Genomic DNA, 14,724 nt, shown 5'->3' on the forward strand with positions numbered 1-14,724 from the left:
CGATGTCGACCCTCGGTGACCTACTCGCCGAGCACACAATGCTGCCCGGCAACGCCGTCGACCATCTGCATGCGGTGGTGGGTGAGTGGCAGCTCCTGGCCGACCTCTCATTCGGTGACTTCCTGATGTGGGTGCGTCGCGATGAAGGTGCGCTGGTGTGCGTGGCGCAGGTCCGACCGAACACCGCGCCGACGGTGCTACTCGCCGACGCCGTCGGCACCCTGAACCAGGCACATGAGATGCCCGTCGTGGCCGATGCGTTCGACTCGGGTGCCATCGGCAGGCAAAACCCGACGGGCTATAGGGATTTGCAGGAGGATCCCCCCAGCCTCAACGTGGAGGCTGTTCCGGTGCGCTACAACAACAATGTGGTCGCGGTGCTGACGCATCAGACCGCACTGGCGGCGCGCAAAGCGAGTCCGCTGGAAAGCGCGTACCTCGACTGCGCCGACGACCTGCTGCTGATGTTGTCCGAAGGCACCTTCCCGAATGTCGGTGACGTCGCCATGTCGCGCTCGAGCCCACGTGTCGGAGACGGCTTCATCCGCCTCAACGGAACCGGCATCGTCACGTTCGCCAGCCCGAACGCAATCTCGGCTTACCACCGGATGGGCCTTGCGGCCGAGCTCGAGGGACACAACCTGGTCACCGTGACCCGGCCGCTGATCTCGGACCCATTCGAGGCCCAGGAGTTGGCCGACCACGTCCGTGACTCGCTGGCCGGCGGTTCGAGCATGCGGATGGAAGTCGACGCAGGCGGCGCCGCGGTGTTGCTGCGCACGCTGCCACTTGTGGTGCACGGCAACGCTGTTGGAGCCGCCGTGCTGATCCGCGACGTGACCGAGGTCAAGCGCCGCGACCGCGCGCTGCTGTCCAAGGACGCGACGATCCGCGAGATCCACCATCGGGTGAAGAACAATCTGCAGACGGTCGCCGCCCTGCTGCGACTGCAGGCGCGGCGCACCAACAACGCCGAGGGCCGCGAGGCGCTGATCGAGTCGGTGCGCCGGGTGTCCTCGATCGCGTTGGTGCACGACGCGCTGTCGATGTCGGTGGACGAAGAGGTGAACCTCGACGAGGTCATCGACAGAATCCTGCCGATCATGAACGACGTTGCGGCTCCGGTGGATTCGGACAACCCGATCCGGATCAACCGGGTCGGCGAACTGGGTGTACTCGACGCCGACCGGGCCACGGCCTTGATCATGGTGATCACCGAACTGGTGCAGAACGCCATCGAGCACGCCTTCGACAGGTCCACTCAGCACGGGTGCGTGACGATCCGCGCCGAACGTTCGGCTCGTTGGCTCGACGTGGTGGTACATGACGACGGCCGCGGGCTGCCCGAAGGCTTCAGCCTGGAGAAGTCCGATCGGCTTGGACTGCAGATCGTGCGGACGCTGGTGTCGGCGGAACTGGACGGTTCGCTCGGCATGCACGAGGTGGACTCCGGCGGTACGGATGTGGTGTTGCGGGTGCCGATCGGGCGCCGTGCCCGTCTGGCGCAGTAGGTAACTTGTGTCGACCGATGAAAATTGACATCGACTGACGCCATTCCCGTGAATTTCATTACCAAAAAATTACGGCCCCGACTTTCGTCGGGGCCGTAATACGTGTCTGATGCGGGATGGGAGCTTTAGACCCCGCTGCGGGCCTTGGTGCGGGCATTGCGCCGCTTCAGCGCGCGCCGCTCGTCCTCGCTCATGCCGCCCCACACGCCTGCGTCCTGTCCAGACTCCAACGCCCAGGTGAGGCAGTCTGTAGTCACCGGACAGCGGTTGCAGACAAGCTTCGCGTCAGCGATCTGAGCGAGGGCCGGGCCACTGTTTCCCACCGGGAAGAACAGTTCCGGATCTTCGTCGCGACAGACCGCCTTGTGGCGCCAATCCATAGCTATAACTCCTTATCGTGTGCGCAGCACAGCGCACTGACGTTTTCTCGGCTGTTAACGCATGCGCATGAAATGTTTCTGCACTGTTGCATCCGAGTTTTTCACAGGCTGAACAGATGTCAATACTGATGAGTTAACAAGTGGGCAACCTCACTAGCAGGCCCGCATTTTCAAGCCCTCACTCGTTTGTACTACACTCGTTCCACCTGCGCCCTGAATCGGTTGATCCGGCGGCGTTATCGCTGCTCAGGCTAGGTGTTCGCCGACGGCGCAACAACACCCAAGGCATTTGGCACCGACGTGAACGTCATCGTGTCGCGTAGCCCGAGGTAATCGCCGTCGATCTGGCAGGCGACCGGTGTGTCACTCGTCACTCTCAGCTGTGGTAGGTCGTCTTCCCGGATCAAGTGCGCTGCGTCTATGCGCGGGCGTCTCGCCAGCATCTTGCGCACCAGCTGCAGATTGGCCCAGACGTTCATGCTGGTGATCGCGAAGACACCCAGGCCGGTGTCGAACGAGGTCGTCGGGTTTGTCCACACGGGCCTCGTGTTGGCGTACGTCCAGGGGCTGGAGTTCGACACAAAGGCGAAATGAACGCCCTCCACGGGGTCGCGGCCGGGGATGTGCAACGTCAGCGAGGGGTCCTTGCGGGCGCTGGACAGCATTTCGCGGATCGCCACGCGGATGTAGCGCGAGGCCGTGACCTTGCGGCCCTTGGCGCGCTGCGCCTCGACGGCGGCCACGACATCACCATCCACACCCATGCCCGCGGTGAACACCGCCCAGCGCTCGCCGCAGTCCATCAGGCCGATGCGCCGCCAGGTCTTGCGACGGCGGTAGGCGGACAGCAGGTCGACGAGTTGATTCGTGGCCTCGATGGGGTCCGGGCTGATCCCGAGTGCACGTGCAAACACGTTCGCCGAGCCGCCCGGCACGACGCCCACGGCCGGCGCCCCCACACCCGGCCCGCCGACCTCGAGAATGCCGTTCACCACCTCGTTCACGGTGCCGTCGCCGCCGTGCACGATCAGCACCTCCACACCGTCGGCCGCGGCCTCGCGGCCGATCTCCACCGCGTGACCGCGGTGGTCGGTGTGGATGACGGTGAGCTTCACCCGGCTCTCGAGGGCGTGAGCGAGCAGATCACGCGTGGCCGGGGTCGTCGACGTCGCATTGGGGTTAACGATCAGCACGGCGCGCACAGAGGACGACCCTATCTAAAGGGGCAAGCCGAACCTCTACCCTCGAGGTCGTGACCGTTCCCTCCCCGGCATCCGTGCGTCAGGCAGCCATCGTGGTATCGCTGGAAGGCGTTGCCGGCGTGAGTGCGGCGGTCTGGTACCTGGTGAGCGGGCTGCTCGGCACCCGTGAGCCCGGAATGAACCTGTTCGGCACCGCGGGATGGTTCGTCGTCATGGGTTCGGCCGTCCTTGCTGCGGGATGGGCGCTGTGGACGGGCCGGCAGTGGGGACGCGGCCTGGCCGTGTTCGCCCAGCTGATCCTGCTGGGGGTGGCCTGGTACGTCGGCGTCGGATCGGGCCAGTGGGTGCCCGGCGTCGCGGTTGCGGTCATGGTGCTGGCCGTGCTGGCCCTGCTGTTCAGCCCGTCAGCCCTGCAGTGGGCGGCGGCTCAGGGCTCGCCGGCCGCCGACGACGCGGCGAGCGCCGACAAGTCCGGGCCCGAAACCCGGTAGGTGATCCACTCGTCCTGCGGCTTGCCGCCGACCGCGTCGTAGAGCGCGATCGCGTTGACGTTCCAGTCCAGCACAGCCCACTCCAGCCGGGCGCCGTCAATGTCGATGCATTGGCGCGCGAGTGCGGCGAGCAGTTTTCGCGCCAGTCCCAGCCTGCGAAAGTCGGGGCGCACGAACAGATCTTCGAGATAGATGCCGGCCACGCCCTCCCACGTCGAGAAGGTGCGGTACCAGATGGCGCACGCGGCGGCTTTGCCGTCGACCTCCGCGATGTGCGCCCACGCGGTCGGCACATCACCGAACAACGCCGCCGTCAGCCGCTCCTCGGTGAGTGTGCACTGGTCCACGGAATGCTCGAACTCGGCGAGCTCATAGACCATGGCGGTCAGTTCCGGCTCGTCGCCCGGCCGGGCAAAACGGATCAGCTCGCTCATGGCTGCACTCCAAGGGCTGCGAATATCGTCTTGAATTTCGTTGTGGTTTCGTCGACTTCGTCGTCGGGCTCGGATTCGGCGACGATCCCGCCGCCGGCGTAGGCGTATGCGGTGCGACGGTCGGCGGACAGTTGTGCACAGCGGATCGACACCACCCAGCGGCCGTCGCCGCGCTGATCGCACCAGCCCACCGCGCCCGCATAGAACCCGCGATCACCCTCGAGTTCGTTGATCAGCTGTTCGGCCGCATCGGTGGGCACTCCGCCCACCGCCGGCGTTGGGTGTAGGGCGATCGCCAAATCCAGTGCTGTGGTGGCGTTTTCGCGCAGTCGCCCACTGATTGGGGTGTAGAGATGCCAGACGGCAGCGGTCTTGTTCAGTTTCGGTTCTGCCGGAATGTCCAATTCGGTGCACAGCGGCTCCAGTGCGGTGCGCACCGCGTCGACGACGAGCTGGTGCTCGTGCCGGTTCTTCGCCGAGGCCACCAGCGCCGCCCCGCTCGCCTCGTCGGCCTCGGGATCGGCCAGGCGTGGCGCCGATCCGGCGAACGGTGCGCACAGCATCCGGTCGCCCTTGCGTGCCACCAGCAGCTCCGGACTCGCACCGATGAGCGCACTGCCCGAGTACCCGCCGCCGGCCGCGGTCAGGTCCGCCAGAAACGCATTGGCCGCGGAGTCCTGAGCGACGATGCGATCCAGGATCGTGCGGGCATCCAACGGACCATCGGCGACCAGGCGCAGCGCGCGGGCCAGCACGACCTTGTGCAGGCCGCTGTCGGGATCGCGCAGGCGTTGCAGCGCTGACGCGATGCGGGAACGGTGTTCGTCCGGCTCCGGCAGCGTCTCGGCGATGTGCACAGACGGCAGCGTGCGCAACGGCCACTCCGGCAGCGCATCGAGGAACTGGACTCCCTGCGGCCGGATGAGCGCCGCCGGCTTCGACATGTCAAAGGGTAAGGCGCCCACAACGATTGGCGCGCTGTGCGAGGCCAGCGCGGCCCGTGCCTCCGCGACTCTCGGGAATGCGGTGTGCACGCCGTCGGCGATGACGGCGCTGCCGCCCGAGGCGAGGACGAACGACGGTTCGCGGGTCATGAGGGCAGGCATGGGTGGCGATGGCCCGTCAATCCCAGTGCGATGATCTGGCGCACACCGTGCTCGTATCCGCACACCGCGATCGAGGCGGCCACCATCGCGAACCTGATGCCCTCGGAGATCTCGAGCTGCACCCAGCGCGTCAGCACCGCTCGGGAGAAATGGCCGTGGCCGACGAAAAGGACGTCACGCGACTTCATCTGCTCCAGCGCGAACTCGATGGCGCGGTCGGCGCGATCGCTGACCTGCTGGGTGGATTCACCACCCGGGCATCCGTGCGTCCACACCAGCCAGTCGGGCACGGATTGTTGAATCTCCTTGGTGGTCAGGCCCTCGTAGTCGCCGTAATCCCATTCGGCGAGAACAGGGGAGACCTCGTCGACCGTCAGTCCGGCGAGCTCAGCGGTGACGAGTGCGCGTTGCCGCGGGCTGGACACCACCAGCGGGTTGTCCAGGCTCAGCACGTCCAGCGCGTCGGCGGCCAGCTTGGCCTGCACGCTGCCGGTTTCGGTGAGCTCGAGTTCAGTGCGGCCGGTGTGCCGACCCGAGAGTGACCATTCCGTCTCCCCATGACGAAGAAGTAGCAGGCGGTGCTGCTGACTTCCCCTAGCTTCGCTGTGGGCCGACACTCTGGCGATTCTGCCCCACGTTGGGTCGTGGTGTTCGCGGGCGTGCCAGGATGAAAGGGTGACGCGGGTACTTGCGGTCGCCAATCAAAAGGGTGGGGTCGCCAAAACAACGACAGTGGCATCGCTGGGTGCGGCGATGGTGGAGAAGGGGCGACGGGTGCTGCTCGTCGACCTGGATCCCCAAGGGTGTTTGACGTTCTCGCTGGGCCAGGACCCAGACAAGTTGCCGATGTCGATCCACGAGGTGCTCCTCGGCGAGGTCGAGACGGAGGCGGCGCTCGTCGAGACGTCGGAGGGCATGACGCTGCTACCGGCCAACATCGACCTGGCCGGGGCCGAGGCGATGCTGTTGATGCGGGCCGGCCGCGAATACGCCCTCAAGCGGGCGTTGGCCAAGGTCAGTGACCAATTCGACGTCGTGATCATCGACTGCCCGCCGTCGTTGGGCGTGCTCACCCTCAACGGGCTGACGGCGGCCGACGACGTGATCGTGCCGCTGCAATGCGAAACTCTGGCACACCGCGGCGTCGGCCAGTTCCTTCGGACCATCAACGACGTCCAGCAGATCACCAACAGCGACCTGCAACTGCTGGGTGCGCTGCCGACGCTGTACGACTCGCGCACGACCCACAGCCGCGACGTGCTCCTCGACGTCGCCGATCGATACGACCTGCCGGTGCTCGCGCCGCCGATACCTCGAACCGTGCGTTTCGCCGAGGCCACCGCGTCGGGAGCGTCGGTGCTCGCAGGTCGAAAGAACAAGGGTGCGGCCGCCTATCGCGGGTTGGCCAACGCGTTGCTCAAGCATTGGAAGCAAGGCAAGGCGTTGGCGACCTACACGCCCGACGTCTAGCGATTTCGGCGCAGACAGTCGCACAGCGATCGTTTGCGCAGCCAAATCGCAATCAGCCGAAGGCAACCAGTTCGCTGCCCCGCTGCTCAACGACCGTCGACCCCGCCACCGCGGGAACGACGGGATCCGAACTCGGCGGGCGCGGCACCGGGATATGCCGGTCGCCCTTTCCGCTATTGGCGTCGAACACGTCGTAACCGCCGGTGACTGGAACGAGGAGCTTTCCCGCCATCACCGTCGCGGGTCCGAGCGGAACGTTGGCGCCCGCAGGCGAGACGGTGTACTTGTACTGAAGTCCCTTGGCGGAGAACACCATTACGCTGTCGCCGGTCCACCAGGTGAACAGGTCGCCCGCGCGGTTCATCGTCGCGTTCGGCGTCGCAGGCTTGGGCAGCGGCGTGCTCGCGATCGTGGCGCCGGTTTCGTCGACGATATTCACGACCGGCTTCGGCGTCGGCACGTACACCGCCGTTGTCGTGTCGGAGACAGCAACCACTTGTGCATCGGAATCCACGCTCACCCCGGACTGGGTCACGTACTTCAGTTCGGGGGTGTCCTCGTCGTCGGCAGGCCGCAACAGGGTCAGGCGCAGATCCTCCTGCTGGGGGCAGGACTCGAGCACCGAGACTGCCGTCGAACTGGCGGCCGCCGAGACCAGTCGGCACAGCGGCGACGCCGGGGTGCCGGGTTTGATCTTCGCGTCCAGGGAGCCGTAGCTCAGCATCCTGACCATGTCCGAGCGCCACAGCTCCAGTCGGCTGTCCCCGGCCGACAGCACGGCGGTGCCATCCGAGGACAGGCGCACCTCGGGATCCGCGTAGGCGGTGCGGGTGGGACCGCGTTGGCCCGTCTTCGCGTCGATGGTGCTGACCTGGCCGCAGCCCCGGCTGTCCGGGTAAACCGCGACGGCGTACTGATATACCCAGCTGACCCCGCACAGCTCGAGGTTTGTCCGCGCATAGCTCCACACCGGGCTGCCGGAAGCCGGGTCGCGGCCCTGCACGGTGTGGCCGTCCCCCGTGACCACGCTGCCGGCGATCACCAGAGGTGCCGTGGTCGTGGGGCTGGGCGCGGTCCACAGCTGGCGCAGCGCCGACGGCACCACCTTGGCGGTGCCCAGGGTAGGAACCGGATCGGCCGCGGGGCGGCTGATCGTCGCCCTGGCATCGCTGACCCACCACACCACACCGGCGGTGACGGCGACGGCCACCGCGATCGCGACGGCCGCCACCACGTCGGCGCGCGTGCGGCGTTCAGGTTTGACCATCGGGCGGTGGTGGAGTCTTTTCGACGTCTTCTCGAGGGCTGCTAGCCCGTGCTGGCCGCGGCCTTGCGGGGACGCCGGCGGCGCCTGCGCCGTGGCGCACCGTCACTGCCCTCCTCGGCCTCTGGCGAGCCTGTGTCGGCGGGTGCCGCAGGGGAGTGTGCGGCGACCGACTCCCCGCCGCGGGTGCGCCGACGGTTGCGGTTGCGGACGGGACGATCGGCCTTCTTCTCGGCGGGTGGGCGCTTGGCAGCACGATCCTTGCGCGGTTCGCCGATGGTGCCGGCGGCATCGGGGGGGATGTTCAGCTCTTCGAACAGGTGCGGCGAGCTCGAGTACGTCTCGGCCGGATCGGGGGTGTTCAGCCCGAGCGCCTTGTCGATCATCGTCCAGCGGGGCAACTCGTCCCAGTCGACCAGCGTGACCGCGATACCCGTCTTACCGGCGCGGCCGGTGCGGCCGATGCGGTGCACGTAGGCCTGCTCGTCCTCGGGGATCTGATAGTTGATCACGTGCGTGATGTCGTCGATATCGATACCGCGGGCGGCGACATCGGTGGCGACGAGCACGTCGACGTCACCGGTGCGGAACGCCTTGAGCGACTTCTCGCGAGCACCCTGGCCCAGATCGCCGTGCACCGCACCGACCTTGAAGCCGCGCTCGGCGAGTTCGTCGGACACCTTCTGGGCGGTCCGCTTGGTCCTGGTGAAGATCATCGTGGCGCCGCGGCCTTCGGCCTGCAGAATGCGGGCGACCATCTCGATCTTGTCCAGCGCATGCGCGCGGTAAGCGAACTGCTCGGTGGTGTCGTGGGTGGCCGCCGAATGCGGGGCCTCGGCCCGGATGTGGGTCGGCTGGTTCATGAACGTGCGTGCCAGCGTGATGATCGGGTCCGGCATGGTCGCCGAGAACAGCATGGCCTGCCGTTCGCTCGGGATCTGACGCAGGATGCGCTCGATGTCGGGCAGGAAGCCCAGGTCGAGCATCTCGTCGGCCTCATCGAGCACCAGCATCGAGAGCCCGCCCAGCTGCAGGTGACCCTGCTGCGCGAGGTCGAGCAGACGGCCCGGCGTGCCCACCACCACGTCGACGCCCTTCTGCAGGGCCTCGATCTGGGGTTCGTAGGGTCTGCCGCCGTAGATGGAGGTGACGGTCAGCTTGCGGTCGCCGACGGTGAGGTATTTGGCCGCGATTTCGAGGTCGCTGAACACCTGCAGGCAGAGCTCGCGGGTGGGGACGACGACCAGTGCGCGCGGAATGCCGGACAACTCGCGGTCGGGGTCGGTGGTGATCCGCTGCAGCAGCGGGACGCCGAACGCGAGCGTCTTGCCCATACCGGTGCGGGCTTGGCCGATGAGGTCATCGCCCGCCAGCGCCATCGGCATGGTGAGTTCTTGGATAGCAAACGGGTGTTCCTTGCCGTCCTCGGAAAGTGCGCGCACGATTTCGTCGCGGACTCCGAGCTCAGCAAAGGTTGGATTGAGATGTGTCATACGCTGGGGGCTCAGCCTTTCGATTATCGATTCCTCATGGCGTCCACGCGCGCACGAGTTCGACGAAGCTTTGCCGGGGCCCTGCGCTGAGGTAGGCGGGCCGACTGCGTGCACGCACATTTCTTAGGTAACGACGTGGTCTTTTCGACCCTGACGATGCCGCTGCCTGCATCCATGATAGCTGGCCGGGTTCGCCGTGAGAGCGCCTGGCGGCCGGCGATTAGAGTTGGGCCATGACTGCCCCCAAGTCTCCGGCACCACCTGCGGCCACTTCCGAGCAGTCGACGGACTCGGTGAGCTCGGGTGTGTCGCTCGACCATCCCGGTGTCAACGAGCTGTTCGCGCTGCTGGCATACGGCGAGGTGGCGGCGTTCTACCGACTGACCGACGAAGCGCGGATGGCGCCCAACCTGCGGGGCCGCATCAACATGGCCAGCATGGCCGCCGCGGAGATGAACCATTACGAGGTACTGCGCGACTCGCTGGAGCGCCGGGGCGTCGACGTCGTGCCCGCGATGACGAAATACGCATCGGCCCTTGAGAATTACCACCGGTTGACCACGCCCAGCACGTGGCTGGAAGCGCTCGTCAAGACATATGTCGGCGACGCGCTGGCCGCCGATTTCTATCTCGAGATCGCGACGTCGCTACCCACCGAGGTCGCCGACGTGGTGCGCGCGGTGCTGTCGGAGACCGGCCATTCGCAGTTCGTGGTCGCCGAGGTGCAGGCCGCCGTGACAGCGAGCCAGAAGCAGCGCCACCGGCTGGCTTTGTGGTCGCGCCGGTTGCTCGGCGAGGCGATCACCCAGGCTCAGTATGTGCTGGCCGATCACGACGAACTCGTTGACCTCGTGATGACGAGCGGCGAGGGTCTGACCCAGATGACCGAGTTCTTCGACCGCCTCCAGCGCACCCATATGTCCCGGATGCAGGAGCTGGGCCTGGCCTGACCGCTACTGGGTGCAGTTGGCGATCATCGTGTTGTTGCTCTGGACGGCGACCAGGGTGCCCGACGCGTCGTAGATGCCGCAGTTGAGCTGGCCGCCCACGCTGGTCGCGGTGACCGACTTCAGCTCGACACCCGGGTCCAGCACGACCGACTTCGCCCACGGCAGCGCGACGTTGACCTCGGTCTGCAGCGCCCCCTGCTGATGGGTGTAGATGACGGTGACGAGGTCCAGCAGGGGGCGGTTGCCCGTCACGCGGTAGGTGATCGTGCGCGGCGAGACCGCCGGTGCGGCCGCCGGCGGCGGCGCCACGGGGGCGGCGATCTCGGGCTGTGGGGCCGCCACGGTGGCATCCGCCGTCGGGCTCACTGTCGTGACCGTCTCGGCAGGCAGCGACGGTGCCGCGACCGCGGGGGCTGACGTGGCCGGGGCCGAGGTCGCGGTCGGGGCCGACGAGGTTCCGGTGGCCGATACCGGACCGCTGTCGCCGCCGCCGAGAATGATGCCCGTCGTGCCGATGGCGATGAACAGGATCAACCCGGCGATGCCGGCGACCCACATCCACTTCCGGTCGATGCTCTCCTCGTCGTACTCGACGACGTCGGTGTAGTCGTCATCGTCGGGGTACTCCAGCAGCCCGTTGTATTCGAACTCGCCGGCGTCGCCGCCGGCGTAGACGGGGATCTGCTCGGTGGGTGTCAGCGAATACGGAGAATGGGCGGTATAAGGCCTGTTCATATCGGGTTCCCATGTTGTCTCGTTCATGTATCGGGCCGATGCTATCGAGGCACAAGTGACAGATGAGGTTCCGCGCCGGTGTGTACGGTCACGGTCCGGACTCGGTTGGGTCGCCGTTCTGCACGCGGTCCGACTCCGGCGCGAAATGCGCTTCGCTGACCGCGAACTCACCGGCGCGGCATCAGCGTGGACGCGTCCACTAGCCTTACGTCAAGGTTCTTCGAGGGCTTCTCGAGCAACACGGAAGTTATGGAAAAGACGGAAAGGGTTCACAGCGTGGAGGTCAAGATCGGTGTCACGGACAGCGCGCGCGAACTCGTGTTCAACAGTGCGCAAACACCCACCGAGGTGGAGAAGCTGATCACCGATGCGCTCGGCGAGAGCTCAGGCGTGTTGGCCCTGACCGACGAGAAGGGCCGGCGATTCCTGGTCCAGACGTCGAAGATCGCCTATGTCGAGATCGGTGCCGCCGACGTTCGCCGTGTCGGCTTCGGCGTGGTGGGTTCAGAGGCCGTCAAGAACGCGTAAGCGGTACGTGCGACAGACCGCCCCAGGCGAAAAGCACCGTGCTGTCCACCGCATCGTCCTTGGTGATCGGCCGATCGTTGTTCAGCCAGTAGCGCGCCGAGTCGACGCTGATCGCCACCAGGCCGACGGCGATCATCCTCGCCCGGTGCGCCTCCAGTCCAGAATCGCGGCTGATCAGGTCGAACACCGCGTCAGTACATGCTTCGGTCGCCACTTTGACCTGCGCGGCGACCTGCGGTTCGGTCACATAGTCGTTCTCGAATATCAGCCGGTAACCCTGGCTGTCGTGCTCGATGAAATCGAAAAAGGCGTGGACCGCGGCGCGCAACCGTTGCCGGTTGTCCGTGGTGGTGCGCAATGCTTGACGCACACCGGAAACCAAGTTCTCGACGTGGCGTTGCAGCACCGCGAGGTACAGCTCCAACTTCGATGAGAAGTGTTGATAGAGAACAGGTTTGCTTACTCCGGCCCGGTCGGCGATCTCGTCCATACCGGCGGCGTGATACCCGCGGTCGACGAAAACCTCACTAGCGGCGACGAGCAACTGCCCGCGTCGCTCGTCACGGGGCAGCCGGTTGCCGCGTCGGCTCATTCCTTCACCGGAGCCCGACTGCGCACCCCGCCTAGCAGCGGGGTTGGCGAGATCGCTCATTACATCCTTTATCTGGCTTCTTCTGCGTGGTTTCGCAACGAGGTTACTACCGTTGGCAAAGCCACCGCGCAAAGTCGACGTCGCGGCGGGGTCGGCGCGGCGCGGCGCGACCCCACCACTACCGGGTGGCGCGCCGGAGGTATCAGCACTCTGGCCTGTGTCATCCTGTTCCCGTGACCTACGACTCGGAGCGTCGCGGGGGAGGCGTACCTGCGCTGCGCAACGAGTGGCGCGAGCCACTGCGCGCGCAGCGCGACCCGTTGTCGAACGACTCCGGGCGGCCCAGGTCCAACCGCGAAGAGCACCGCAACGCCCGAAAGCAGAGCAAGCTGGGCCGTTTCGTGCACACCTACGGTTGGCGGGCCTACGCGCTGCCCCTGCTCGTGGTGTGGACGGCCGTTGCCCTCTACGTGACCTTCGCCGGTGCCACCGAGCCCGCGACCGACGAATCCCAGGGGCCGGTGCAAGGTCCGCCGACCATCGGAGTCGCCAGCACGGCGATCATCGGCGCCCCGCCAAGGGGTTTGACGCAGTTCGACGCGAATCTGCCGACGGGCATCCTGCCCGAAGGCGGTCCGTTCACCGAGGCGGCCGCCAAAACGTGGCACCTCGTTCCCGGCGCGTCGTCGCAGGTCGGCGAGGGTACGGCAAAAGTCTTCACCTACACCGTCGAGGTCGAAGACGGCATCGACACCACGACCTTCGGCGGTGACGAGGGCTTCGCTCGGATGGTCAGCGAAACGCTGGCGAATCCGAAGAGTTGGACCCACAATCCGCAGTTCGCCTTCCAACGCATCGACGGGACCGCTCAGGTCGAACCCGATTTCCGGATCTCGCTCAGCTCACCGATGACCGTCCGCGAGGGATGCGGTTACGACATCCAGCTCGAGGCGTCCTGCTACAACCCGTCCTACCTCGACGGGCAGCCTCGTGTATTCATCAACGAGGCGCGCTGGGTGCGCGGCGCGGTGCCGTTCCAGGGCGACATCGGCTCGTATCGGCAGTATCTGATCAACCACGAGGTGGGCCACGCGATCGGCTATCAGCGACACGAGGCGTGTGAAGCCAACGGCGAATTGGCGCCGATCATGATGCAGCAGACGTTCTCCACCAACAACAACGATGCCGCCCGCTTCGACCCGGGCACCATCAACCCGGACGGCAAGACCTGCCGGTTCAACCCCTGGCCGTATCCGATCGCCTGAGCATCGATCGTCTGGCGCCTCCCGGGAAGCCTCACGACGCGTTCGCTGTTGTGGAATGTGCCTATTGTTGGGGCAGCACAGCCAATCAAGGAGCATTCGGTGACGACAGCGTTGCCGCCGCTGGTAGAACCGGCGGCCGAACTCACGCGTGAAGAGGTGCAGCGCTACAGCCGCCACCTCATCATTCCGGACCTCGGTCTGGACGGGCAGAAACGGCTCAAGAACGCCAAGGTGCTTGTCATCGGCGCAGGCGGGCTGGGTTCGCCGACCCTGCTGTACCTGGCCGCCGCCGGGGTGGGAAAGATCGGGATCGTCGAGTTCGACGTGGTCGACGAATCGAACCTGCAACGTCAGATCATCCACGGCCAGTCCGATATCGGCCGGTCGAAGGCCGAGAGCGCGCGCGACTCCATCCTCGAGGTCAACCCGCTGGTCGAGGTGCAACTGCACGAGTTTCGGCTCGAGCCGGACAACGCCGTCGAACTCTTCGAGCAGTACGACCTGATCCTCGACGGCACCGACAACTTCGCCACCCGCTACCTGGTCAACGACGCCGCGGTACTGGCGGGCAAGCCGTACGTCTGGGGCTCGATCTACCGGTTCGAGGGTCAGGTCTCGGTGTTCTGGGAGGACGCGCCCGACGGTCTGGGCCTGAACTACCGGGATCTGTACCCCGAGCCGCCGCCGCCTGGGATGGTCCCGTCCTGCGCCGAGGGTGGCGTGCTGGGCATTCTGTGCGCGTCCGTCGCGTCGGTGATGGGCACCGAGGCCATCAAGCTGATCACGGGCATCGGTGAGCCGCTGCTCGGCCGGCTGATGGTGTACGACGCACTCGACATGACGTATCGCACGATCAAGATCCGCAAGGATCCGGCCATCCCGAAGATCACGGAGCTCATCGACTACGAGGAATTCTGCGGTGTGGTGTCCGAGGCTGCGGCCGAGGCCGCCGCCGACTCCACGATCACCCCGCGTGAACTGCGTGACCTGTTGGACACGGGCAAGCCGCTGGCGCTGATCGACGTGCGCGAACCCGTTGAGTGGGACATCAACAGAATCGAGGGCGCCGAGCTGATCCCCAAGGGCGCGTTCGAAACGGGTGAAGCGCTTTCCAAGCTGCAGGTGGACCGTACGCCGGTGTTCTACTGCAAGACCGGCGTGCGCTCGGCCGAGGTGCTGGCCATCGTCAAGAAAGCCGGCTTCTCCGACGCGAAGCACGTGCAGGGCGGCATCGTCGCCTGGGGAAAGCAACTCGAACCCGACATGGTGATGTACTAACGGCCCGTTTGCCCGACCTGCGCTT

Annotated in this window: 16 protein-coding genes; 7 read left to right on the plus strand and 9 right to left on the minus strand. The window is 66.2% G+C overall.

What is annotated here, in order from left to right; translation table 11 throughout:
* The first annotated feature begins 2 nt into the window (after positions 1-2).
* On the plus strand, positions 3-1,511 hold the full coding sequence (locus BST47_RS08540) for a two-component system sensor histidine kinase PdtaS (RefSeq protein WP_083125044.1): 1,509 nt from the start codon (positions 3-5) through the stop codon (positions 1,509-1,511).
* Between the two features lie 125 nt (positions 1,512-1,636).
* Here BST47_RS08540 and BST47_RS08545 read toward each other — a convergent pair whose 3' ends face one another.
* Positions 1,637-1,891, minus strand: coding sequence for a WhiB family transcriptional regulator (locus tag BST47_RS08545; RefSeq protein ID WP_006245866.1), 255 nt, complete (start codon positions 1,889-1,891; stop codon positions 1,637-1,639).
* A gap of 251 nt (positions 1,892-2,142) precedes the next feature.
* Positions 2,143-3,093: a diacylglycerol/lipid kinase family protein gene (locus tag BST47_RS08550; protein ID WP_083125045.1), complete on the minus strand. Its 951-nt coding sequence runs from the start codon at positions 3,091-3,093 to the stop codon at positions 2,143-2,145.
* Positions 3,094-3,143: 50 nt separating this feature from the next.
* Between BST47_RS08550 and BST47_RS08555 the strand changes: the two genes are divergently transcribed.
* Positions 3,144-3,584 carry a hypothetical protein gene (locus BST47_RS08555; protein ID WP_083125046.1) on the plus strand — a complete coding sequence of 147 codons (441 nt, stop codon included), beginning with the start codon at positions 3,144-3,146 and terminating at the stop codon, positions 3,582-3,584.
* On the opposite strand, the gene BST47_RS08560 is transcribed toward BST47_RS08555, so the two are convergent.
* Genes BST47_RS08560 through BST47_RS08570 form a run of 3 tightly spaced genes read right to left on the minus strand, consistent with a single transcriptional unit; the run spans position 3,521 to position 5,741 of the window.
* On the minus strand, positions 3,521-4,018 hold the full coding sequence (locus tag BST47_RS08560) for a GNAT family N-acetyltransferase (RefSeq protein WP_083125047.1): 498 nt from the start codon (positions 4,016-4,018) through the stop codon (positions 3,521-3,523). The genes BST47_RS08555 and BST47_RS08560 overlap by 64 nt on opposite strands.
* Positions 4,015-5,112: an isochorismate synthase gene (locus BST47_RS08565; RefSeq protein WP_083125048.1), complete on the minus strand. Its 1,098-nt coding sequence runs from the start codon at positions 5,110-5,112 to the stop codon at positions 4,015-4,017. Before BST47_RS08565 ends, BST47_RS08560 begins: the two co-directional genes overlap by 4 nt.
* Complete coding sequence (locus BST47_RS08570) at positions 5,109-5,741, minus strand: acid phosphatase (RefSeq protein ID WP_083125049.1); 633 nt, start codon at positions 5,739-5,741, stop codon at positions 5,109-5,111. Before BST47_RS08570 ends, BST47_RS08565 begins: the two co-directional genes overlap by 4 nt.
* 58 nt (positions 5,742-5,799) lie before the next feature.
* Between BST47_RS08570 and BST47_RS08575 the strand changes: the two genes are divergently transcribed.
* Complete coding sequence (locus BST47_RS08575; protein WP_083125050.1) at positions 5,800-6,594, plus strand: ParA family protein; 795 nt, start codon at positions 5,800-5,802, stop codon at positions 6,592-6,594.
* A 52-nt stretch (positions 6,595-6,646) separates the two neighbouring features.
* Here BST47_RS08575 and BST47_RS08580 read toward each other — a convergent pair whose 3' ends face one another.
* Together BST47_RS08580 and BST47_RS08585 are read right to left on the minus strand one after the other, a co-directional pair.
* Complete coding sequence (locus BST47_RS08580; protein ID WP_083125051.1) at positions 6,647-7,861, minus strand: Rv3212 family protein; 1,215 nt, start codon at positions 7,859-7,861, stop codon at positions 6,647-6,649.
* A gap of 41 nt (positions 7,862-7,902) precedes the next feature.
* Entirely contained in the window at positions 7,903-9,351 is a 1,449-nt protein-coding gene (locus BST47_RS08585; RefSeq protein WP_207568561.1) for a DEAD/DEAH box helicase, read from the minus strand.
* 233 nt (positions 9,352-9,584) lie between these two features.
* Here BST47_RS08585 and BST47_RS08590 point away from each other — a divergent pair, with 233 nt between their 5' ends.
* The gene (locus tag BST47_RS08590) at positions 9,585-10,301 is read left to right on the plus strand and encodes a ferritin-like fold-containing protein (protein ID WP_083125052.1); all 717 of its coding nucleotides are present in this window, start codon (positions 9,585-9,587) and stop codon (positions 10,299-10,301) included.
* Positions 10,302-10,304: 3 nt separating this feature from the next.
* Here the strand turns inward: BST47_RS08590 and BST47_RS08595 are convergent, their stop codons facing one another.
* Positions 10,305-11,036, minus strand: a complete 732-nt coding sequence (locus BST47_RS08595) for a hypothetical protein (RefSeq protein ID WP_083125053.1) — start codon at positions 11,034-11,036, stop codon at positions 10,305-10,307.
* Between the two features lie 276 nt (positions 11,037-11,312).
* Here BST47_RS08595 and BST47_RS08600 point away from each other — a divergent pair, with 276 nt between their 5' ends.
* Positions 11,313-11,564 carry a DUF3107 domain-containing protein gene (locus BST47_RS08600; RefSeq protein ID WP_083125143.1) on the plus strand — a complete coding sequence of 84 codons (252 nt, stop codon included), beginning with the start codon at positions 11,313-11,315 and terminating at the stop codon, positions 11,562-11,564.
* Here BST47_RS08600 and BST47_RS08605 read toward each other — a convergent pair.
* Positions 11,551-12,216 (minus strand): HTH-type transcriptional activator FasR, encoded by a 666-nt coding sequence (locus BST47_RS08605; RefSeq protein WP_083125054.1) that lies wholly within the window; start codon positions 12,214-12,216, stop codon positions 11,551-11,553. The two genes, BST47_RS08600 and BST47_RS08605, sit on opposite strands and share 14 nt — an antisense overlap.
* A gap of 173 nt (positions 12,217-12,389) precedes the next feature.
* On the opposite strand from BST47_RS08605, the gene BST47_RS08610 reads away from it, so the two are divergent.
* Complete coding sequence (locus tag BST47_RS08610; RefSeq protein ID WP_083125055.1) at positions 12,390-13,421, plus strand: DUF3152 domain-containing protein; 1,032 nt, start codon at positions 12,390-12,392, stop codon at positions 13,419-13,421.
* A gap of 99 nt (positions 13,422-13,520) precedes the next feature.
* A complete protein-coding gene (gene moeZ, locus BST47_RS08615; protein WP_083125056.1) occupies positions 13,521-14,699 on the plus strand; it encodes an adenylyltransferase/sulfurtransferase MoeZ in 1,179 nt (392 codons plus the stop codon).
* Positions 14,700-14,724: the final 25 nt, after the last annotated feature.

This window comes from Mycolicibacterium tusciae (assembly GCF_002086795.1).
Taxonomy (GTDB): Bacteria; Actinomycetota; Actinomycetes; order Mycobacteriales; family Mycobacteriaceae; genus Mycobacterium; species Mycobacterium tusciae.

Excerpts from the sequence above, each read along its gene's own strand:
- BST47_RS08560 (WP_083125047.1), bottom strand. The coding sequence starts at position 4,018 with ATGAGCGAGCTGATCCGTTTTGCCCGGCCGGGCGACGAGCCGGAACTG.
- BST47_RS08580 (WP_083125051.1), bottom strand. The coding sequence starts at position 7,861 with ATGGTCAAACCTGAACGCCGCACGCGCGCCGACGTGGTGGCGGCCGTC.
- BST47_RS08590 (WP_083125052.1), top strand. The coding sequence starts at position 9,585 with ATGACTGCCCCCAAGTCTCCGGCACCACCTGCGGCCACTTCCGAGCAG.
- BST47_RS08545 (WP_006245866.1), bottom strand. The coding sequence starts at position 1,891 with ATGGATTGGCGCCACAAGGCGGTCTGTCGCGACGAAGATCCGGAACTG.
- BST47_RS08585 (WP_207568561.1), bottom strand. The coding sequence starts at position 9,351 with ATGACACATCTCAATCCAACCTTTGCTGAGCTCGGAGTCCGCGACGAA.
- BST47_RS08565 (WP_083125048.1), bottom strand. The coding sequence starts at position 5,112 with ATGACCCGCGAACCGTCGTTCGTCCTCGCCTCGGGCGGCAGCGCCGTC.
- BST47_RS08605 (WP_083125054.1), bottom strand. The coding sequence starts at position 12,216 with ATGAGCGATCTCGCCAACCCCGCTGCTAGGCGGGGTGCGCAGTCGGGC.
- BST47_RS08540 (WP_083125044.1), top strand. The coding sequence starts at position 3 with ATGTCGACCCTCGGTGACCTACTCGCCGAGCACACAATGCTGCCCGGC.
- BST47_RS08595 (WP_083125053.1), bottom strand. The coding sequence starts at position 11,036 with ATGAACAGGCCTTATACCGCCCATTCTCCGTATTCGCTGACACCCACC.